Source organism: Escherichia sp. GZ89 (assembly GCF_019366485.1).
Taxonomy (GTDB): domain Bacteria; phylum Pseudomonadota; class Gammaproteobacteria; order Enterobacterales; family Enterobacteriaceae; genus Escherichia; species Escherichia fergusonii.
In genome coordinates, this window is record NZ_JAEOHX010000005.1 from 222,307 (window position 1) to 244,021 (window position 21,715).

The following is a 21,715-nucleotide window of genomic DNA, read 5'->3' on the forward strand; positions in this document are numbered from 1 at the left end:
TACGATTTCACAGCAATCTGTAGGCCGGATAAGATGCGTCAGCATCGCATCCGGCAGGGTTTATTATTGTTTTTTCGCTTTCGAAGGTAAAAAACCTTCCAGCACAATCAGTGCCGCACCGACACAGATAGCAGTATCGGCGAGGTTGAAGGTGGCGAAGTGCCAGTCGCCGACGTAGAAGTCGATCATATCGACAACGAAGCCGTGCCACAGGCGGTCGAACAGGTTACCCAGCGCGCCGCCAATAATCAGCGCGTAAGCGATATTGTTCAGCTTCTGCGTGGCCTTCGAGCGATACATCATCACTACCAGAATCACGCTAATACCAATCGCAATACCGGCAAAGAACCAACGCTGCCAGCCGCCGCTATCGGCAAGGAAACTAAACGCCGCGCCATAGTTACGCGCATAATGCAGATTAAGCGACGGGAACAGCGGGACCGTATCCCCCAGAGCAAAGTTCTGGAGGATCAGGTACTTGCTGCCCAGATCGATAATCAGCACGACTACCACCAGCCACAGCCAGCGTAGCCCTGTTGAACAGATCGATTGACTCATCAGGCAAACTTACGTTTTTCACCGTCACCGGCGACGTTGCTGACACAGCGGCCGCAGATTTCTGCGTGTTCCGCTACCTTGCCGACATCCTGGGTGTAGTGCCAGCAGCGTGGGCACTTCTCACCTTCGGCTTTACTCAACGCGACTTTCAGCCCTTTGAGTACTTCGCTCTGCTGAGCATCAGCAGGGGCGTCGTTATAGTCTGCAACGGTAGCGCCGGAGGTCAACAGGACAAATCGTAATTCATCGCCCAGCGCGGTCAGTTTCGCCGCCAGTTCCGGTTCTGCATACAAGGTTACTGCCGCTTCCAGCGAGCCACCCACTTTCTTGTCAGCACGCGCTTGCTCAATGACTTTGTTCACTTCACCGCGCACTTTCAACAGCTCGTCCCAGAACGCATCGTTCATCGCTTCACTGTCTGCCAGACCAAACAGACCTTCGTACCATTCGCCGGTGAAGACGTATTTTTCACGTTCGCCCGGCAGGTAGCCCCACACTTCATCAGCAGTGAAGGAGAGGATTGGTGCCATCCAGCGAACCAGCGCTTCTGCGATGTGATACAGCGCAGTCTGGCAGCTACGACGTGCCACGCTGTCCGCTTTCGCGGTGTACTGGCGGTCTTTGATGATGTCGAGGTAGAAGGAACCCATCTCAACGGAGCAGAAGCGCATCAGACGCTGTACCACTTCGTGGAAATCGTATGCTTCGTATGCCTTGAGGATGTCTTCCTGTGCCGCTTTTGCACAACCTACGGCCCAGCGATCCAGTACTACCATCTCTTCCGGTTTCACCATATCTTTTGCCGGATCGAAACCGTTCAGGTTTGCCAGCAGGAAGCGCGCGGTGTTACGGATACGACGATAGCTGTCGGCAGCACGTTTCAGGATCTCGTCAGAAACAGCCATTTCACCGGTGTAGTCAGTTGATGCCACCCACAGACGCAGAATATCCGCGCCGAGTTTGTTCATCACGTCCTGCGGCGAAACGGTGTTGCCGATAGATTTAGACATCTTGCGACCCTGACCATCTACGGTAAAGCCGTGGGTCAGTACCTGACGATACGGCGCTTTGCCTTTCATCGCGGTAGAGATCATCAGAGAAGACATGAACCAGCCACGGTGTTGGTCAGAACCTTCCAGATACATGTCCGCTGCGTGACCGGCAAATTCCGGACGCACGTCAACAACGGAAGAGTGGGTAGATCCGGAGTCAAACCATACGTCCAGCGTATCCGGCACTTTCACGTACTGGTCAGCTTCGTCGCCGAGGATCTCTTTCGCATCGAGATCCCACCACGCCTGGATGCCATCAATTTCAACGCGTTTTGCCACTTCTTCCATCAGTTCGAGGGTACGCGGATGCAGCTCTTCCGTGTCTTTGTGCACGAACAGTGACATCGGTACGCCCCAGGTGCGCTGACGGGAGATACACCAGTCAGGACGGTTAGCAACCATCGACTCGATACGCGCCTGGCCCCAGTCCGGGATCCACTGCACGCCTTTGATCTCTTTCAGTGACTGCGCACGCAGACCTTTCTGATCCATGCTGACGAACCACTGCGGCGTCGCGCGGAAGATGATCGGCGTTTTGTGACGCCAGCAGCACGGATAGCTGTGCTGCATTTTCTCAACGTGCAGCAGCGCGCCTTTTTCCTGTAGCAGCGCAACGACGATGTCGTTCGCTTTGAAGACGTTAACGCCATCCAGCGTCGGGTAAGTACCCGGCAGATAAGTACCGTCCGGGCCAACCGGGTTAGCGGTTTCCAGACCATATTTCTGACCGATCACATAGTCGTCCGGGCCGTGGCCAGGCGCGGTGTGAACGGCACCGGTACCGGCATCCAGCGTAACGTGATCGCCAAGAATTGCCGGAACGTCGAAGCCCATAAACGGATGGGTAAAGCGCAGCAGCTCCAGCTCCGCACCTTTTACCGTGCCGAGAATGGTGTAATCGGTAACGCCGATACGCTGCATTACGCTTTCAACCAGATCTTTCGCCAGAATCACAGCCTGACCGTCGATCTGCACCAGCGCATAGTCGAAATCCGGTGCAATGGAGATTGCGCGGTTGGCAGGCAGAGTCCACGGCGTGGTGGTCCAGATCACCAGCGAGATTGGGCCGTTAACGTTGCTTACGGCAAATTTTGCTTTCAGCGCATCCTGATCGACCGCCTGGAAAGCGACGTCAATGGACGGAGAAGTTTTGTCGTAATACTCAACTTCCGCTTCTGCCAGTGCAGAACGGCAGTCAACGCACCAGTGCACCGGCTTCGCGCCTTTGTGCAGGTGACCGTTGCCGATGATTTTGCCCAGCGCGCGGATGATATTGGCTTCAGTTTTGAAGTCCATAGTCAGGTACGGGTGCGACCAGTCGCCCAGCACGCCCAGACGGATAAAGTCTTTGCGCTGACCATCAACCTGGGTCGCAGCGTATTCGCGGCACTTAGCGCGGAACTCGGCGGCGGTGAATTTCTCACCCGGCTTGCCGTATTCTTGCTCTACTTTCAGCTCGATCGGCAGACCGTGGCAGTCCCAGCCAGGCACATACGGCGAGTCATAACCGGAAAGCCCTTTGGACTTCACGATAATGTCTTTCAGAATCTTGTTAACCGAGTGACCAATATGAATGCTGCCATTCGCATAAGGAGGGCCATCATGCAGAATGAAGGTTTTTTTGCCTTTTTTAGCCGCACGGATGATGCCGTACAGATCATCATCAGTCCAACGCGCCAGCATTCCCGGTTCGCGCTTGGCGAGATCGCCACGCATCGGGAACCCTGTTTCCGGCAAATTCAGGGTTGATTTATAGTCACTCATCAGATTCTCGGTTCCGTATTTCGGTTTGATTACATAACAGGCTTAAGCCGGTTTTGTTAGCCCAAAAAATTCGCGGGCGGTTAATTCATCACGCGCAATCTGCGCTTTCAGTTCGTCCAGCGACGCAAATCGCTGCTCATTGCGTATTTTTTTACGCAGCACTACTTGTATATGGCGACCGTAAAGGTCCATTGCAACATCTAACAAATGCACTTCCAGCTGCTGGCGAATACCGGCAACCGTTGGGCGTGTTCCGATGTTTGCAACGCCGGGTAACGGCTTTTCACCGAGGCCCAGCACTTCTACCGCATAAACCCCTTTCACCGGGGAAACCTGACGGCGCAGCGGTACATTCGCCGTCGGGAAACCTATAGTGCGCCCTAATTCATCACCGTGGACCACACGCCCGGAGATGGCAAACGGGTGTCCCAGTAAACTTTCTGCCAGAGCCAGATTGTCATCCGCCAGCGCCTGACGTACAGCGGTACTGCTGATGCGCACGCCACCTTCGCAAAAAGTTTGCGTACTGGTGATATCGAAGCCGTATTCCGCGCCAGCTTTCTGTAATAACAAGAAATCGCCTTCACGACCAGCGCCAAAGCGGAAATCATCACCTACGGCAAGAAATTTTACGCGCAAATGCTTCACCAGAAGATCGCTGATGAAATTTTGCGCGGTTAACGCCGCGAAACGCCTGTCGAAACGCACGCACAGCACGTAATCAACGCCGCACTCAGCAAGGTAACGCAGTTTTTCCCGCAGCCGGGTCAGCCGTGCCGGGGCTTTATCGGTAGCAAACAGTTCCAGTGGTTGAGGTTCAAAAAGCATCACCATCACCGGTAAGTTGCGCTTGCGCCCTTCTTCCTGCAAGCCCTGTAACAGCGCGCGATGACCGCGATGCACGCCATCGAAATTACCAATAGTCAGCACACACCCTTCTTGCGGGGCCTGGCTGAGATTATGTATGCCGCGTATCAGCTTCATGTCTGGCTCAAAACAGTGAAAATCGTCCGAGTATACCTTGTACAGCGGTCAAGGTTAACCGGCGATTGAGTACCGAAATCAGAAAGAAGTGGCTTTTCATTGCCATGGCGCAAATTACGGGAAGAAACAGACTGCCTGCTGCAATTTTTATCGCGGAAAAGCTGTATTCACACCCCGCAAGCTGGTAGAATCCTGCGCCATCACTACGTAACGAGTGCCGGCACATTAACGGCGCTTATTTGCACAAATCCATTGACAAAAGAAGGCTAAAAGGGCATATTCCTCGGCCTTTGAATTGTCCATATAGAACACATTTGGGAGTTGGACCTTGGCTAATATCAAATCAGCTAAGAAGCGCGCCATTCAGTCTGAAAAGGCTCGTAAGCACAACGCAAGCCGTCGCTCTATGATGCGTACTTTCATCAAGAAAGTATACGCAGCTATCGAAGCTGGCGACAAAGCTGCTGCACAGAAAGCATTTAACGAAATGCAACCGATCGTGGACCGTCAGGCTGCTAAAGGTCTGATCCACAAAAACAAAGCTGCACGTCATAAGGCTAACCTGACTGCACAGATCAACAAACTGGCTTAATCGCCTGTTGTTGTCAGCTTTGTAAAAAAACCCGCTCTGGCGGGTTTTTTTATGTCCACCTGCAGGCCAAAATTCGGCCTGCAAAGTACAAATGTTTATTTTGAAGCTGGAGTAAACAGCGCTGAGTAATCTGTATTGCAAATACGCTGTACTGCAGGATGCTGAATCATCCTTTCGGCGAAAATAGCGTGGTACTCTTCCATCACGTTCTCAACGCGGCCTATCTCCACAACCGAATCATCGTTATAGAAATCATTAGCGTAAAGCGAAGGTGCAACGAAAATAGCGTTATGCGTCGCCCCAAAGGCTTTCATCAACGCAGCATCATCAAACTCACCCAAGATTTCGACGTTCAAGCCCTGGGAGTTAAACCAGTTTAATAGCTTACGCCCCAACATTGAGCGACGCCCCGGAATAAGTAAACGGCGCTCTTCAAGACAGGCAGGAAACGGTTTTTCTGGCAGTGGATTAGTACACCAAAAACTGATACCACACTCGCCTATCTTCATGGAAAACAGACCTTCCTGCTGAGTGGAATCGATCGGACAGTCAGAGATGATCATATCCAGTTTATGCTGACTCAACTGCTCCAATAGCATCTCATGCGTCGATTCAAAACAGCGCAGATGGATCTGCTCTTCCTCCACCACTGCTGCATTCAGCACACTGCTGACCAGGCGCTTCGACAACGCATCGGCAACACCGACGTCAAACAGTAAGTTAGACTCTTTGCGATAGTTCACAATATCCAACATTTCCTGGCTTAATGTGAACATTTTGTCAGCATAACGGAAAACTAACTCTCCCAACTCGCTGGGCTCAAGGCCGCGCCCTTTACGTTTGAACAGTTTTCCCTGCAAGCGTTCTTCCAGCGCCTTAATCTGACCGGTAATGGTTTGTGGCGTTAAGTAAAGTGCCTCAGCCGCACCAACCACCGAACCTTCTTTATACACATGCCAGAAATAATAAAGATGGTTGTAATTCATATGAGACATTCTTTTTTCTCTCCCTGATATGTACCACAAAGGGAGCCGATCATGGCTCCCTGCTCTCTTGTACCGATCATGTCGTCGCGTTTAAACGAAGACGTAACCAGCTATAACCAATTAGCGCCGAAAGTAGTGAACCGATTAATATTCCCAGTTTCGCCCAGTTAATCAATTCTGGATCAACACTGCCGAAAGCCAGGCTGGCAATAAAGATCGACATGGTGAAGCCAATGCCACACAAAATGCCCACCGCCATAATTTGCGAAAAATGTGTCCCTTCTGGCAAATGCGCCAGTTTAAGACGCAAGGAAAGCCAGCAAAACAAGCTGATCCCCAAAGGTTTACCGATTAACAACCCGGCGATGATCCCCAGAGGCAATACCGAAGTCAGCCCATTAACAGTGACGCCTTGTAACGAAACACCGGCGTTGGCAAAAGCAAACAATGGCAGAATCAAATAAGCAACCCATGGATGAAGAACATGCTCCAGACGTTTTGCGGGAGACCGTCCATGCTTCTCTTTCAAGGGGATAAAGAAACCGACAATAACGCCTGCTAACGTCGCATGTACGCCTGATTTCAGAACGGCAGTCCACAAGACCACGCCAACCAGTATGTAAACACCTGTACGACGAACCCCACAAAGATTAAGCGCCGCCAATACCGCAATGGCGCAAGCCGCAACACCCAGTGACGCCATCGACAGGTCATTGGTGTAAAACAGTGCGATGATAATGATAGCGCCCAGATCATCGATAATTGCCAACGCCATCAAAAAGATTTTCAACGCCAGCGGTACACGGCTACCCAGCAAAGCAAGTACACCAAGAGCAAATGCGATATCTGTAGCCGCAGGAATTGCCCAACCCTCACGAGTAATGGGATCTGAATAGTTAAATGCCAGATAAAGCAGTGCCGGGACAATCATCCCACCAATCGCCGCTATCACTGGAAATGCTGCCTGGCGCAAACTCGCCAGAGAACCTTGCAACAGTTCACGTTTGACTTCTAAGCCGACCAATAAGAAAAACACTGCCATAAGTGCATCGTTAATCCATAACAGCATGTTTTTATTGATCTCAAGGGCTCCCACCCGCAACTGTACTGGGGTCTCCAGAAAGTCGTGATACCATCCACTGGTTGCTCCGCTATTCGCCATTATCATTGCCAATACTGCGGCAATGATAAGTATGATGCCCCCCGAGGCATCGCTACTGAAAAATCGATGTAGATGTTTCACTTTTTCTTCTCTCTTCACCGTGAACACTTCGTTATTTCTATATTACACCGATCAACAAATCGCTAAAATTAGATTATTTATGGCTTTTAATTCGGATAATTCGAGTTTTATGAGCAATTTCACTCATAAGTCATTCACGTATTGTATGTATTGTACTGTCTGAAAAAGATTAATCTTAAGAATATTGGATAAAAATGATCATGCCTTGAAAACGCTTTGCATAATGGGGAATTCGCGCATGTTCAGCCTGCTCACGCGAAAGTCCGACGAGATACAAATAATCTTTTGAAAAACAAAGAAATTAAAAATAATTCTTCATTTTTGCGTAGTGCTTTCAGGAAACAGAAAGGAGTAAGTAAGGGGAAATTAAAAGCGCTGTATAATAGCGGCGGGTGCTTGAGGCTGTCTGTCTCAGGCATTAGCTGAACGGCAGATAGAGAAAAGCCCCGAGTGATATTTTACCATCAACCCGAGGCCCCCTATATGCTGAACACATGTAGAGTGCCTCTTACTGACCGTAAGGTCAAGGAGAAGAGAGCAATGAAGCAGCATAAGGCGATGATAGTCGCTCTGATCGTCATCTGTGTCACCGCCGTAGTGGCGGCGCTGGTAACGAGAAAAGACCTCTGTGAGGTTCACATCCGAACTGGCCAGACGGAGGTTGCTGTTTTCACGGCTTACGAATCCGAGTAAGAGCAACGGCGGGGAGTGATCCCCGCCACTTTACAGGTGCTCGCATATCTTCAACGCACCCTGTTTTTTTACCTGGCCTGCCCACGGGCAGGCTTTTTGGGGAGGTTAGCGAGTCAGGTCGTCAAAAAACTTCTTCACACCATCAAAGAAGCTCTTTGAGCGCGGACTGTTGTGCTCACCGGTTGGACCACCAAAGCTTTCTTGCAGCTCTTGCAGCAGCTGTTTCTGCTTCTCGTTCAGGCCTACCGGTGTTTCGACGACAACGCGGCACAGCAAATCACCCTGTGCGCCGCCGCGGACAGACTTCACGCCTTTACCGCGCATACGGAACAGCTTACCGGTCTGGGTTTCGCCGGGCACTTTCAGTTTGACGCGGCCATCAAGGGTCGGTACTTCGATTTCGCCACCCAGCGCCGCCATAGCGAAGTTGATCGGGACTTCGCAATACAGGTTGTTGCCTTCACGCTCGAAAATCGGGTGCTGTTTAACCTGAACCTGAACGTACAGATCGCCTGCCGGTGCGCCATGCTCGCCCGCTTCACCTTCGCCCGCAAGACGGATGCGGTCTCCAGTGTCCACCCCTGCCGGAATTTTAACGGACAGCGTTTTGCTGCGCTCAACACGACCATGACCATGACATTTGTTGCACGGATCTTTGATCAGCGTACCGCGGCCCTGACAGTGTGGACAGGTCTGCTGCACGGCAAAGAAGCCCTGGCGCATCTGCACCTGACCAGAACCATGACAGGTCGGACAGGTTTGCGGCTGTGTACCTGGTTTTGCACCGCTACCGTGGCAAACGTCACACTCTTCCAGAGTCGGAATGCGGATCTCTTTGGTCACGCCACGTACAGCTTCTTCGAGGGTGAGCTCCATGTTATAGCGTAAATCAGCACCGCGCGCCGCACGTTGACGACCACGCCCGCCGCCAAAAATATCGCCGAAAACGTCACCAAAAATATCGCTGAAGTCCGCGCCGCCGCCAAAACCGCCGCCGCCCATGCCGCCTTGCTCAAACGCAGCATGACCATACTGATCGTATGCCGCACGTTTTTGCGAGTCGGTCAGAACCTCATAAGCTTCCTTGATCTCTTTAAATTTCGCCTCGGCCTCTTTGTCACCCTGGTTACGGTCCGGGTGGTATTTCATGGCCAGGCGTTTGTAGGCCTTTTTGATTTCACGCTCTTCCGCTGTTTTGGAAACGCCTAAAATCTCGTAATAATCTTGCTTAGCCATCTTTTTTGATTTGCCCCTAGATGAATGCACGGGCGGAGAGGAAATTCCTCTTCGCCCGTGTCAGTATAATTACCCGTTTATAGGGCGATTATTTTTTGTCTTTGACTTCTTCAAATTCAGCGTCGACAACATCGTCATCTTTCGCGTTGTTTGCAGAAGCATCAGCACCGGCAGTCTGCTGCTGGGCATGTTGCTGCTGGGCGATTTCCATCAGTTTCTGGGAAACCTGTGCCAGTTCCTGCATTTTCGCTTCGATAGCGGCTTTGTCTTCACCTTTCAGAGCAGTTTCCAGTGCAGTCAGCGCAGACTCGATAGCAGTTTTGTCGTCAGCCGGCAGTTTGTCGCCTGCTTCTTCAACCTGCTTACGGGTGCTGTGCAGCAGATGGTCGCCCTGGTTGCGGGTCTGTACCAGCTCTTCAAACTTACGGTCAGCTTCGGCGTTCGCTTCTGCGTCGCGTACCATTTTCTGGATTTCATCTTCGTTCAGACCAGAAGAAGCCTTGATGGTGATCTTCTGCTCTTTACCGCTGTTTTTGTCTTTCGCGGAAACGTGCAGGATACCGTCAGCATCGATATCGAAGGTAACTTCGATCTGCGGCATACCGCGCGGTGCCGGGTTGATACCATCCAGGTTGAACTGACCCAGAGATTTGTTATCAGCCGCACGTTTACGTTCACCCTGCAGCACATGGATGGTTACCGCAGACTGGTTGTCTTCAGCGGTAGAGAACACCTGGCTGTGCTTGGTCGGGATAGTGGTGTTTTTCGCGATCAGCGTCGTCATCACACCGCCCATGGTTTCGATACCCAGAGACAGCGGGGTAACGTCCAGCAGCAGTACGTCTTTTACGTCACCAGTCAGAACACCACCCTGAACAGCAGCACCGATAGCTACAGCTTCGTCCGGGTTAACGTCTTTACGCGGCTCTTTACCAAAGAATTCAGCAACTTTCTTCTGAACCATTGGCATACGAGTCTGACCACCAACGAGGATAACGTCGTCGATATCAGATACGGACAGGCCAGCGTCCTGCAGTGCAACTTTCAGCGGCTCAATGGAACGGTTTACCAGGTCTTCAACCAGGCTTTCCAGTTTCGCACGAGTCACTTTGATGTTCATGTGTTTCGGACCGGTCGCGTCTGCAGTGATATACGGCAGGTTAACGTCGGTCTGCTGAGCGGAAGAAAGTTCGATTTTCGCTTTTTCTGCCGCTTCTTTCAGGCGCTGCATTGCCAGCGGATCGTTGCGCAGGTCAATGCCCTGATCTTTCTTGAATTCTTCAACCAGGTAGTTGATCAGACGGCTGTCGAAGTCTTCACCACCCAGGTGGGTATCACCGTTGGTTGCCAGAACTTCAAAGGTTTTTTCGCCGTCAACTTCGTCGATTTCGATAATAGAAATATCGAAAGTACCACCACCCAGGTCATAAACCGCGATAGTACGGTTGCCAGTACCTTTGTCCAGACCGTAAGCCAGCGCAGCTGCGGTCGGTTCGTTGATGATACGTTTTACTTCCAGACCAGCGATACGGCCTGCGTCTTTGGTTGCCTGACGCTGAGCATCGTTAAAGTATGCCGGTACGGTAATAACAGCTTCAGTTACCGGTTCGCCCAGGTAATCTTCAGCGGTTTTCTTCATTTTTTTCAGCACTTCAGCAGAAATCTGCGGCGGTGCCATTTTCTGGCCTTTAACTTCGACCCAAGCGTCGCCGTTATCAGCAGCAATAATTTTGAACGGCATGATGGAAACATCACGCTGTACTTCTTCGTCCTGGAAGCGGCGGCCAATCAGGCGTTTAATCGCAAACAGGGTGTTTTGCGGGTTTGTCACTGCCTGACGTTTAGCCGGCTGACCAACCAGAGTTTCACCATCCTGGGTATAGGCAATGATAGAAGGCGTGGTGCGATCGCCTTCGGCGTTCTCCAGCACACGCGGAGTGGTGCCATCCATAATCGCTACACAAGAGTTGGTAGTACCCAGGTCGATACCAATAATTTTACCCATCTAAACGTCTCCACTTTATATTCGGTCATCATGTGGTATGAGTCTGTAATAGGGGCGAAACTGACAGTTTCAACTTACCCAATTCGTTTTTTTGCAGACTCACTCATGCGGTTGACTACTAGATGGGGTCGTAACCCACGTCATCAAGGGGGAGAACAAAAAAATTTTTGTTTATTTGCTTATAAAAATGACGTCAGCCAGCAGAATGCATTTTGCACAGTAATCGATTAAGCTAATCTCATCAAAAAAAGTTAATAAAATTAAAATATTAGTGAAATGCAGTTATTAATACCCGCAACCATGAGCTTTCCACGGCGTTGTGGCAGGTATGTTTGACCACCTGCTAATCGCGCCGATCTCCGCCAACCTGTAGCAAAAATTATGCAATTTCCTTCATAAGATCATAGACAGTGCCCTTTTGCCTGATTATTATGCCGCGCCCTGAAATCATTACAGTTATTCAGGGAAATTATTTCACCATTCAATCAATGATGATTCTGAGGAATTATGGGCAACACTAAGTTGGCTAACCCGGCACCGCTGGGCCTGATGGGCTTCGGCATGACCACCATTCTGCTTAACCTGCATAACGTGGGTTTCTTTGCTCTCGACGGTATCATTATCGCCATGGGCATTTTTTACGGCGGTATCGCGCAAATTTTTGCTGGCTTGATGGAGTACAAAAAGGGCAACACCTTTGGCGTAACCGCTTTTACTTCTTATGGTTCTTTCTGGCTGACACTGGTTGCTATTCTGCTGATGCCGAAAATGGGTCTGACAGATGCACCGAACACTCAGTTCCTTGGCGTATATCTGGGGCTCTGGGGTGTGTTTACGCTGTTTATGTTCTTTGGCACGCTGAAAGGCGCACGCGTTTTGCAGTTTGTATTCCTGAGCCTGACTGTACTGTTTGCATTGTTGGCTGTAGGTAACATTGCTGGCAATGAAGCTATTATCCATTTTGCAGGCTGGATTGGCCTGATCTGCGGTGCCAGTGCAATCTATCTGGCAATGGGTGAAGTGCTGAATGAGCAGTTTGGCCGTACCGTTCTGCCGATTGGTGAGTCTCACTAATTGTTTGAATTCCCCCCGCACCGGGGGGATTTTTTATTCTTTAACTTCTCTTCTTGCACTCTTTGGTCTGAATGCCGCAACTACTTCCGCTGCTGTTTCAATGTATGGCCCTTCGAGTAATTGTATGCAGTAAGGCACGCTGGCAAATATCCCCGGTACAAGAACTTTACCTTCAGCATCTTTTACCCCTTCCAGTGTCTCCTGAATAGATTTCGGCTGGCCAGGCAAATTAAGAATCAACGCCTGTTTACGAATGACTCCCACCTGGCGTGAAAGGATCGCTGTCGGCACAAAATGCAAACTAATCTGGCGCATTTGCTCACCAAACCCTGGCATCTCGCGGTCAGCTACTGCCAGTGTTGCATCTGGTGTAACATCACGTCGTGCCGGACCAGTGCCGCCCGTTGTCAGAACCAGATGGCAACTCATTTCATCGACTAGTTCACATAGCGTTTGTTCAATAATAGCCTGCTCATCAGGGATTAAGCGGGTCTCCACTTCAAAAGGAGTGGTTAGTGCAGTTGCCAGCCATGCTTCCAGGGCCGGGATGCCTTTATCCTGGTAGACACCACTGGAGGCGCGATCAGAGATAGACACAAGTCCAATGCGTAAAGTATTCATCAAGATTATTCCGTTTAGACAGTCTCGTTAAACAGAATGATACACTGCGAAGGGAATGACAGACAGGTTTGAGAAGAGGTAGCGTGACCGAATTTACGGTCACGCTAAGTATGATTACAGCAGTTCGCCGATCATTTTTTCCAGTTTTTCCTGGTCAACAGCAAACTTACGAATGCCATCCGCCAGTTTATCTACTGCCATCGGATCCTGGTTGTGTTGCCACAGGAACTCAGATTCAGTGATGCGCTCCGGACGCGCTTTCACTTCGCCAGAGAAGGACAGTTTACGCTCTACCGCACCTTCACTTTCTGCCAGCTCTTTCAACAGTGCTGGGGCAATAGTCAGGCGGTCACAACCAGCCAACTCCAGGATTTCGCCCATGTTACGGAAGCTTGCCCCCATAACGACAGTTTCGTAACCGTGCTCTTTGTAATACTGGTAGATTTCTGAAACAGAAACCACACCCGGATCTTCCGCCGGTGCGTACTCTTTCTTATCGGTATTGGCTTTGTACCAGTCCAGAATACGACCAACAAACGGAGAGATCAGATAAACACCCGCTTCTGCACATGCACGCGCCTGCGCGAAGGAGAACAGCAGAGTCAGGTTACAGTTGATACCTTCTTTTTCCAGTTGCTCAGCGGCGCGGATACCCTGCCAGGTAGATGCCAGCTTGATCAGAATACGATCATTGCTGATGCCTGCATCGTTATAGAGCTTGATCAGGCGTTTAGCTTTGGCAATAGAGGCTTCGGTGTCATAAGAAAGACGCGCATCAACTTCTGTAGAGATGCGTCCTGGTACCAGTTTAAGGATCTCAAGCCCAATGTTTACCGCCAGTTTGTCGGTAGCATCAACGATTTGCTGAGCACGATCACTGCTCTGCTGCTTAGCCCATGCAACAGCATCATCAATCAACTTGCGGTATTCAGGGATCTGAGCTGCGTTGAGAATGAGAGAAGGGTTGGTTGTGGCATCCTGCGGCTGATACAGCTTCATTGCCGCGATATCTCCGGTGTCGGCCACTACAGTTGTGTACTGACGAAGGGAGGTCAATTTGTCCGTCATGATAGTATTTCTCTTTAAACAGCTTGTTAGGGGGATGTAACCGGTCTGCCCCCGATGATATCACGACATCGTGACATCGCAACCGCAGACAATGCGCTGCACACTCCACGAAAGACATCAACTTTTCTGACTCGACGTTGATATCACCCGCCTTTATGAATGACGACCTCATGTATGATAGCGCCGATTAAGTCATGCCTCAGGGTATATACTGTTAATCAGTTGATAACGTTAACACAGGATAGTTCTGGCGTACCGGCAGTAAGAGGGATGTTAATGCCTGATTTTTTCTCATTTATTAATAGTATTCTCTGGGGTTCGGTCATGATCTACCTGCTCTTTGGGGCAGGTTGCTGGTTTACGTGGCGTACCGGATTCGTTCAGTTTCGTTATATCCGCCAGTTTGGCAAAAGTCTGAAAAATAGTCTTTATCCGCAATCCGGGGGCTTAACCGCTTTTCAGGCACTCTGTACCAGCCTCGCTGCGCGCATAGGGAGTGGTAACCTTGCTGGCGTAGCGCTGGCTATCACCACTGGCGGCCCCGGCGCAATCTTTTGGATGTGGGTCGTTGCCTTCCTGGGAATGGCGACATCTTTTGCCGAGTGTTCTCTCGCGCAGCTCTATAAAGAGCGTGACCGTAACGGGCAATTTCGTGGTGGCCCGGCATGGTATATGGCACGAGGCCTCGGGATGCGTTGGATGGGCGTGTTGTTTGCCGTCTTTCTGTTGATTGCTTATGGGCTAATCATTAACGGTGTGCAGGCTAATTCGGTTTCCCGGGCGTTGCATTTTGCATTTGATTTCCCGCCTCTGATCAGCGGCGTGGCACTTGCAGTACTGATGCTGTTGGCTGTGTTGCGAGGGATACAAGGCGTAGCCCGTCTGATGCAATGGTTTATACCCGTCGTGGCGTTGATCTGGATACTTGCCAGCGTGGTGATTTGCCTCATGAATATTGAGCAGATTCCAGCGATCCTGTTAACGATTATTAAATGTGCATTCGGCTGGCAGGAAGCTGCCGGAGGCGTTGCGGGTTATACCCTAAGTCAGGCAATTACCAGTGGTTTCCAGCGTGGTATGTTTTCTAACGAAGCGGGTATGGGTTCTACACCAAATGCTGCCGCCGCAGCTGCATCGTGGCCCCCCCACCCTGCTGCTCAGGGTATCGTGCAAATGATCGGCATTTTTATCGATACCCTGGTAGTGTGTAGCGCAACAGCAATGCTGGTTTTGCTGGCAGGTCACGGTACGCCATTTGCGCCAATAGAAGGTATTCATCTTGTGCAGAAAGCTATGACTGTACTGGTAGGTGAATGGGGCGCCAGTTTTGTAGCGATTATCGTGATCCTGTTTGCCTTCAGCTCTATTGTCGCGAATTATATTTATGCAGAAAACAATCTCTATTTCTTGCATCTGGATAATCCAACTGCGATATGGGGGCTGCGTATAGCAACCTGCTGCACAGTGATTTTAGGCACAGTGATGAGCTTTCCCTTAATGTGGCAGCTGACCGATATCATTATGGCCTGTATGGCGATCACTAACCTGACGGCAATTCTGCTGCTTTCCCCCGTGGTGCACACTATTGCCAGTGATTATCTGCGACAGCGCAAACTTGGTGTGCGTCCAACGTTCGATCCAATGCGCTACCCGGATATTGAACAGCAGCTCTCCCCGGACGCCTGGGATGAAGTACCACGAGAGTAATTGCAACTATCGATCAATTGATCCTGTTTTTTTGCTAAAGTCGCCTTAAATTTCCTGCAAGGACTGGATATGTTGATTCTTATTTCACCTGCAAAAACTCTCGATTATCAAAGCCCATTGGCTACCACGCGCTTCACGCTGCCGGAGCTGTTAGATCACTCCCAGCAACTCATTCATGAAGCCCGTAAACTTTCTGCTCCACAAATTAAAAAGCTGATGAATATCAGCGACAAGCTTGCTGATCTCAATGCCACTCGTTTTCATGACTGGCAGCCAAATTTCACACCGGAAAATGCCCGTCAGGCTATTCTGGCATTTAAAGGCGACGTCTATACCGGTTTGCAAGCCGAGACGTTCAGTGAAGAAGATTTCGATTTTGCCCAACAGCATTTACGCATGCTTTCTGGTCTATACGGCGTATTGCGCCCACTGGATTTAATGCAACCTTATCGCCTGGAAATGGGGATCCGCCTTGAAAATGCAAAAGGTAAAGATCTCTATCAATTTTGGGGCGATGTGATTACCCATAAATTGAACGAAGTTATTGACGCGCAAGGCATACGTTTTGTTATTAATTTGGCGTCAGATGAATACTTCAAATCCGTGAAGCCAAAAAAAATCAATGCCGAACTGATTAAACCGGTCTTCCTCGACGAGAAAAACGGTAAATTTAAAGTGATCAGTTTTTACGCTAAGAAAGCGCGTGGCCTGATGAGTCGTTTTATTATTGATAATCGCCTGACGAAGCCAGAACAGTTAAAGGACTTTAATCGCGAAGGTTATTTCTTTGATGAAGAAGCGTCTGCAAATGGCGAGTTGGTGTTTAAACGTCACGAACAATAAGAATAACGCTACGCAAGTAGCGCTATTCCAGGTGAATTAACGATGGCCTCTGCCTGGCCCGTGGTCGCCGCGATGATCATTATGATGCTTATTAGGTTTGTGATGACGTGGCGGCGGCGGTGCATGTCGATGCCAACGATTTCCCCGCCATTCATAGTGTTTATTCCACCAGCCGTGGTCACGCCAGTAACCACCATCCCAGTAATAACCGCGATTATCTCGATCACCAATCTGTAATTTTACTGCCGGAACAAGGGTAATTTCTGCCGCCTGAACAGCCAAGGGAGCTACCAGCATCATGGAGAGTGCAAGAAGCACTGGCTTCAAAAGTTTCATAGGTTACTCCTGTTATTACTGCCCGTTATGGGTCGATAACAGGAGAGTACACCAGCGGAACGAGGGTTGTTATTATCCGCAATCCCAATCTGTAAGTTACCGCATTTATTGAGAATTCCTCCTTTTTACCTGTCGATTTCCTCCATATTTTCTGCACATTTGATGTAAAAATGCCGGAATAGACACGGTCAGGTCTATTCCGGCGAAGAACGTTAAACGCGTTCCATCATCAGCTTACGCAGCGCGGCAAAATCGGCTGGCAGATTATGCGAAAGCAATGGCAAGTCAGCGCGTTCCGCCAGTTCTTTTGGTAGATCCAACGTTGTACCAAGAATCTCTTCAACGCTTTCTTTAAATTTCGCCGGATGCGCAGTTCCCAGGAACAAGCCATACTCTCCTGGATTTAACTGGTCACGCAGCGCACGGTAAGCCACAGCGGCATGTGGTTCAGAGGTATAACCCAGAACCTGGAGCTCGCGCATAGTCTGTCGGGTAGTTTCATCATCTACCGCCGCATAACCCAGCTCTTTCAGTTGCCAGATTTTACGCCGGAACAGTTCTTCTACGCGCGGCCAGTTGTTCGGCTGGCTAACATCCATCGCGTTAGATAACGTCGCCTGGGTAGCATTTGGCAACCATTTACCCTCTTTCAGGAAACGTGGCACCGTATCGTTTACGTTGGTCGCGGCGATAAAACGTTTTACTGGCAAACCGAGTGATTTCGCCAACAGACCAGCAGTCAAATCACCAAAATTGCCACTGGGTACAGAGATCACCAGCTGATTGCGCGCCTCTTGAGGTAACTGGGCGACAGCTTCGAAGTAATAGCAGATTTGCGCCAGCAAGCGGCTGATGTTAATAGAATTTGCTGAATTTAGCCCCAGCGCGACTTTCAGCTCTTCGTCATCAAACGCCTGCTTCACTAGTGCCTGACAGGCATCGAAATCGCCGTCAATGGCGACAGTTTCAATATTGCCCCCCAACGTACAGAACAATTTTTCTTGTAGTGGGCTGATTTTGCCGCGCGGGTAAAGGATGACAACTTTCACATTTGGCAAACCATAGAACGCATGGGCCACTGCAGCCCCAGTATCGCCAGAAGTCGCAGTCAGGATGGTGACTGGTTTGTCGCCTGCGATATGCGTCAACATTTGCGCCATAAAGCGCCCGCCGAAATCTTTAAACGCCAGTGTCGGCCCATGGAAGAGTTCCAGACAACCAACATCTTTTTCCACCTTACTCACCGGTGCCGGGAACGCAAATGCCGCTCGTACACGTTCTTCAAGGATTTCATTGGGAATTTCATCACCAATGAAAGCGGAAAGAATCTTTGCGCTACGTGGCACAAAATCCTGTTCCAGCATTTCGTCGATTTGCGTCAGGCTAAATTCTGGCAGCTCGTGCGGAAAAAATAACCCCTGGTTTTTGCCCAGCCCTTGTGTAACAGCTTGCGCAAAACTGACCTGTTCGTTGTGATCTTTCAGATTATAAAGTTTCATCGATTATTCCAGTACCCGTGCGCCCGCCGTATCCAGCCGGCAAATATGAACAAAGCCTTCCTGATTTTGCAGATAATTTTTTGCCAGCCACTCCGCAACACGCTGCGCAGTATCCGGTTTATCACACAACGCGAATAACGTTGGGCCAGAACCGGAGATACCGCTCGCCACTGCGCCAATTTCCGCCACCGCCTGACGGGCCTGACTAAAGCCAGGCAGCAAGCGTTCGCGATACGGCTCAGCGATGACATCTTTCATTAATTTCGCAGCCAAAAGTGGCTGACGTGAATAACAGGCATGGATAAAGCCCGCCAGATGCCGCCCGTGGGCAATACAATCCTGACGGCGATACTGTGCCGGAAGTATCGCCCGCGCTTCGGCCGTTGACACTTTGATTCCCGGATAAGCCAACACCCACAACCACTCGTCGAAACCTGGAACTTGTTGGCTGATGATGCCATTTTCTTCGATCATCAGTTGCATCCCACCGAGAAAACATGGCGCGACATTATCGTAATGAATACTGCCGGAAATACGACCTTCCAGCTCCCCCATGATCGCCAGCAGGCGTGTATCATTAAGCGGTTTGCCGCAATATTCGTTCATCGCGACCAGCGCCGCGACCACGGAACAAGCACTTGAACCTAAGCCCGAACCGATCGGCATATTTTTTTCCAGGGTCATTGCCACTGGAATTTGTTTACCCAGTTCCTGGCAAAAACGTTCCCAGCACTGATAAACGATGTTTTCACGTGGCTTTGATGGAAGCTTGCTGGCGAAACGCCCCAGATTCTGCAAACTGAAACTGTCCGCAGCTTCAACGCCGACGACATCTCCTAACAATGAACCATCGATTGGCGTAACAGCCGCTCCCAGCACGTCGAATCCCACGCTCATATTGGCACTGGAAGCTGGGGCATAAACTCTAACCATTTCAGACTCCTAACTTCCATGAAAGGGTACGCAGCAGGTCCGCGAAAACTCCGGCGGCTGTAACATCGTTACCTGCACCGTAACCGCGCAATACCAACGGCAGTGGTTGGTAATAATGGGTATAGAAAGCCAGCGCATTCTCGCCATTCTTCACTTTAAACAGCGGATCGTTGCCATCAACATCGGCAATTTTCACCCGACATACGCCGTCTTCTTCGATATTGCCAACATAACGTAATACTTTGCCCTCATCACGGGCTTTTGCCACCCGAGCAGCAAAGGCGTCATCGAGTTGTGACAGATTCGCCATAAATGCAGGAACATCGCCTTCAGCATCGAAACCTTGTGGCAGTACGGGCTCAATCACGATATCTGACAGTTCCAGTTCACGTCCGGTTTCACGAGCGAGGATCAACAATTTACGCGCAACATCCATACCCGAAAGATCGTCTCGTGGATCTGGCTCGGTATAGCCCATTTCCCGTGCCAGTGTAGTCGCCTCAGAGAAACTCATTCCTTCATCCAGCTTACCGAATATGAAAGAGAGTGAGCCGGAAAGAATGCCAGAAAAATGCAGTAACTCATCCCCTGCATTCAGCAGGTTTTGTAAGTTTTCTATAACGGGTAAGCCTGCCCCTACGTTGGTGTCGTAGAGGAATTTACGTCGGGATTTTGCTGCGGCATAACGCAGTTGATGGTAGTAGTCCATCGACGAAGTGTTGGCCTTTTTGTTTGGCGTCACCACATGGAAACCTTCGCGCAGGAAGTCAGCATACTGATCCGCAACCGCCTGGCTGGAGGTACAGTCAACAATTACCGGATTAAGCAGATGATATTCTTTCACCAGGCGAATTAAGCGCCCTAAATTAAACGGCTCTTTCGCCTGGGCCAGTTCCGCCTGCCAGTTCTCAAGATTTAGGCCATGAACGTTAGTCAACAGCGCTTTGGAGTTGGCAACACCACAAACGCGTAAATCGATATGTTTACTCTTAAGCCAGGATTGTTGACGTTTTAATTGCTCAAGCAATGCGCCACCAACGCCACCCACACCAATGACGAACACTTCAATCACTTGATCAGTATTGAACAGCATCTGATGCGTAACACGCACACCAGTAGTGACATCATCGTTATTGACTACCACTGAAATGGAGCGCTCAGAAGATCCCTGAGCAATCGCAACAATATTGATATTGGCGCGCGCCAGAGCAGCAAAGAATTTTGCCGAGATGCCACGCAATGTGCGCATACCATCGCCTACCACGGAGATGACTGCCAGACGCTCAGTGACTGCCAGAGGTTCCAGCAAGCCCTCTTTCAGTTCAAGATAAAACTCATCCTGCAATGCCCGCTTAGCACGTGCACAGTCAGCCTGCGGTACACAGAAGCTAATGCTGTACTCAGAGGAGGATTGCGTAATCAGGACTACCGAAATTCCTGAGCGAGACATTGCCGCAAACACGCGAGCAGCCATGCCGACCATTCCCTTCATCCCCGGCCCGGAGACGCTGAACATCGCCATATTATTGAGATTTGAAATGCCCTTCACCGGCAGATCATCTTCGTCGCGGCTGGCGCCAATCAGCGTTCCTGGTGCTTGCGGGTTTCCGGTATTTTTTATCAGGCAGGGAATCTGGAACTGGGCGATGGGAGTGATGGTTCGAGGATGGAGGACTTTGGCGCCGAAATAGGAGAGTTCCATAGCCTCCTGGTACGACATCGACTTAAGTAATCGGGCATCCGGTACCTGACGTGGGTCGCAGGTATAGACACCATCGACATCAGTCCAGATCTCGCAACAATCGGCGCGTAAACACGCTGCCAGTACCGCTGCGGAATAATCGGAGCCGTTGCGCCCGAGCACCACAAGTTCCCCTTTTTCATTACCGGCAGTAAAACCGGCCATCAGCACCATATGGTCAGAAGGAATACGTCCAGCTGCTATACGGCGGGTAGATTCAGCAATATCAACCGTCGATTCCAGGTAGTGACCGACGGCCAATAATTTCTCAACAGGATCAATAACGGTAACTTTATGCCCACGCGCCTCCAGCAGGCCTGCCATGATGGCAATGGACATCTTTTCGCCACGACAAATGATTGAAGCATTAACGCTGTCCGGGCATTGCCCCAACAGGCTGATACCATGCAGAACATGTTTAATCTGCGCGAATTCTTGCTCAACAAAAGCCTTCAGTTGTGCTTGCGGAAATCCCGGCTGTGCAGCTGCCAGCCCACTTAACAATTCAGAGAAGATCCGTTCTGCATCGCTAATATTGGTTAAGGCATCCAGACCGCCGATGGTCTTTTCGATCATCGCAACCAGGTGGTTGGTAATTTTTGCGGGAGCAGAAAGAACGGTCGCTACCTGCCCCTGCCTGGCATTGTTTTCCAGAATATCGGCAACACGCAGAAACCGTTCTGCATTTGCCACTGATGTACCGCCGAACTTCAACACTCGCATGGTTGTTACCTCGTTACCTTTGGTCGAAAAAAAAGCCCGCACTGTTCAGGTGCGGGC

The 21,715-nt window shown here is 50.3% G+C and carries 19 protein-coding genes and 1 other annotated feature (1 of these 20 cut by a window edge); of the genes, 5 read left to right on the forward strand and 14 right to left on the reverse strand.

Annotation, left to right across the window (positions count from 1 at the left end):
* Positions 1-63 precede the first annotated feature (63 nt).
* Genes lspA through K0335_RS11060 form a run of 4 tightly spaced genes read right to left on the reverse strand, consistent with a single transcriptional unit; the run spans position 64 to position 4,584 of the window.
* On the reverse strand, positions 64-558 hold the full coding sequence (gene lspA, locus K0335_RS11045) for a signal peptidase II (protein WP_000083381.1): 495 nt from the start codon (positions 556-558) through the stop codon (positions 64-66).
* Positions 558-3,374: an isoleucine--tRNA ligase gene (gene ileS, locus K0335_RS11050; RefSeq protein ID WP_104919943.1), complete on the reverse strand. Its 2,817-nt coding sequence runs from the start codon at positions 3,372-3,374 to the stop codon at positions 558-560. Before ileS ends, lspA begins: the two co-directional genes overlap by 1 nt.
* A gap of 42 nt (positions 3,375-3,416) precedes the next feature.
* Positions 3,417-4,358: a bifunctional riboflavin kinase/FAD synthetase gene (ribF, locus tag K0335_RS11055; protein ID WP_000767324.1), complete on the reverse strand. Its 942-nt coding sequence runs from the start codon at positions 4,356-4,358 to the stop codon at positions 3,417-3,419.
* Positions 4,359-4,365: 7 nt separating this feature from the next.
* Entirely contained in the window at positions 4,366-4,584 is a 219-nt protein-coding gene (locus tag K0335_RS11060; protein WP_012599853.1) for a DUF2575 family protein, read from the reverse strand.
* A 102-nt stretch (positions 4,585-4,686) separates the two neighbouring features.
* Between K0335_RS11060 and rpsT the strand changes: the two genes are divergently transcribed.
* A complete protein-coding gene (gene rpsT / locus K0335_RS11065) occupies positions 4,687-4,950 on the forward strand; it encodes a 30S ribosomal protein S20 (RefSeq protein ID WP_001274021.1) in 264 nt (87 codons plus the stop codon).
* A 95-nt stretch (positions 4,951-5,045) separates the two neighbouring features.
* Here rpsT and nhaR read toward each other — a convergent pair whose 3' ends face one another.
* Together nhaR and nhaA are read right to left on the reverse strand one after the other, a co-directional pair.
* Positions 5,046-5,945, reverse strand: coding sequence for a transcriptional activator NhaR (nhaR, locus tag K0335_RS11070; RefSeq protein WP_000019050.1), 900 nt, complete (start codon positions 5,943-5,945; stop codon positions 5,046-5,048).
* A 67-nt stretch (positions 5,946-6,012) separates the two neighbouring features.
* Positions 6,013-7,179, reverse strand: coding sequence for a Na+/H+ antiporter NhaA (nhaA, locus tag K0335_RS11075; RefSeq protein WP_000681374.1), 1,167 nt, complete (start codon positions 7,177-7,179; stop codon positions 6,013-6,015).
* 540 nt (positions 7,180-7,719) lie between these two features.
* On the opposite strand from nhaA, the gene mokC reads away from it, so the two are divergent.
* Positions 7,720-7,872, forward strand: a complete 153-nt coding sequence (mokC, locus tag K0335_RS11080) for a type I toxin-antitoxin system toxin MokC (protein ID WP_000809173.1) — start codon at positions 7,720-7,722, stop codon at positions 7,870-7,872.
* A gap of 105 nt (positions 7,873-7,977) precedes the next feature.
* Here the strand turns inward: mokC and dnaJ are convergent, their stop codons facing one another.
* Together dnaJ and dnaK are read right to left on the reverse strand one after the other, a co-directional pair.
* Positions 7,978-9,108: a molecular chaperone DnaJ gene (gene dnaJ, locus K0335_RS11085; RefSeq protein WP_001118464.1), complete on the reverse strand. Its 1,131-nt coding sequence runs from the start codon at positions 9,106-9,108 to the stop codon at positions 7,978-7,980.
* An 88-nt stretch (positions 9,109-9,196) separates the two neighbouring features.
* Positions 9,197-11,113, reverse strand: a complete 1,917-nt coding sequence (gene dnaK / locus K0335_RS11090) for a molecular chaperone DnaK (protein WP_000516135.1) — start codon at positions 11,111-11,113, stop codon at positions 9,197-9,199.
* Positions 11,114-11,620: 507 nt separating this feature from the next.
* Between dnaK and satP the strand changes: the two genes are divergently transcribed.
* Entirely contained in the window at positions 11,621-12,187 is a 567-nt protein-coding gene (gene satP / locus K0335_RS11095; RefSeq protein ID WP_000528529.1) for an acetate uptake transporter, read from the forward strand.
* Between the two features lie 33 nt (positions 12,188-12,220).
* Here the strand turns inward: satP and mog are convergent, their stop codons facing one another.
* Both mog and tal read right to left on the reverse strand, forming a co-directional pair.
* Positions 12,221-12,808, reverse strand: coding sequence for a molybdopterin adenylyltransferase (gene mog / locus K0335_RS11100; RefSeq protein WP_046083027.1), 588 nt, complete (start codon positions 12,806-12,808; stop codon positions 12,221-12,223).
* Positions 12,809-12,922: 114 nt separating this feature from the next.
* Complete coding sequence (gene tal / locus K0335_RS11105; protein WP_000130195.1) at positions 12,923-13,876, reverse strand: transaldolase; 954 nt, start codon at positions 13,874-13,876, stop codon at positions 12,923-12,925.
* 276 nt (positions 13,877-14,152) lie between these two features.
* Here tal and K0335_RS11110 point away from each other — a divergent pair, with 276 nt between their 5' ends.
* Together K0335_RS11110 and yaaA are read left to right on the forward strand one after the other, a co-directional pair.
* Positions 14,153-15,583 carry a sodium:alanine symporter family protein gene (locus K0335_RS11110; protein ID WP_001112548.1) on the forward strand — a complete coding sequence of 477 codons (1,431 nt, stop codon included), beginning with the start codon at positions 14,153-14,155 and terminating at the stop codon, positions 15,581-15,583.
* 69 nt (positions 15,584-15,652) lie between these two features.
* The gene (yaaA, locus tag K0335_RS11115; RefSeq protein ID WP_219393825.1) at positions 15,653-16,426 is read left to right on the forward strand and encodes a peroxide stress protein YaaA; all 774 of its coding nucleotides are present in this window, start codon (positions 15,653-15,655) and stop codon (positions 16,424-16,426) included.
* Between the two features lie 36 nt (positions 16,427-16,462).
* Here the strand turns inward: yaaA and K0335_RS11120 are convergent, their stop codons facing one another.
* The 4 genes from K0335_RS11120 to thrA all read right to left on the reverse strand — a co-directional run bounded on the left by K0335_RS11120 (position 16,463) and on the right by thrA (position 21,658).
* The gene (locus K0335_RS11120; protein ID WP_104919942.1) at positions 16,463-16,762 is read right to left on the reverse strand and encodes a DUF2502 domain-containing protein; all 300 of its coding nucleotides are present in this window, start codon (positions 16,760-16,762) and stop codon (positions 16,463-16,465) included.
* Between the two features lie 212 nt (positions 16,763-16,974).
* Positions 16,975-18,261 carry a threonine synthase gene (thrC, locus tag K0335_RS11125; protein ID WP_000781090.1) on the reverse strand — a complete coding sequence of 429 codons (1,287 nt, stop codon included), beginning with the start codon at positions 18,259-18,261 and terminating at the stop codon, positions 16,975-16,977.
* A gap of 3 nt (positions 18,262-18,264) precedes the next feature.
* Positions 18,265-19,194 (reverse strand): homoserine kinase, encoded by a 930-nt coding sequence (gene thrB, locus K0335_RS11130; RefSeq protein WP_000252740.1) that lies wholly within the window; start codon positions 19,192-19,194, stop codon positions 18,265-18,267.
* Between the two features lies 1 nt (position 19,195).
* Positions 19,196-21,658: a bifunctional aspartate kinase/homoserine dehydrogenase I gene (gene thrA / locus K0335_RS11135; protein WP_001264663.1), complete on the reverse strand. Its 2,463-nt coding sequence runs from the start codon at positions 21,656-21,658 to the stop codon at positions 19,196-19,198.
* 25 nt (positions 21,659-21,683) lie between these two features.
* Positions 21,684-21,715, reverse strand: a sequence feature (Thr leader region); it runs 89 nt beyond the window's last position.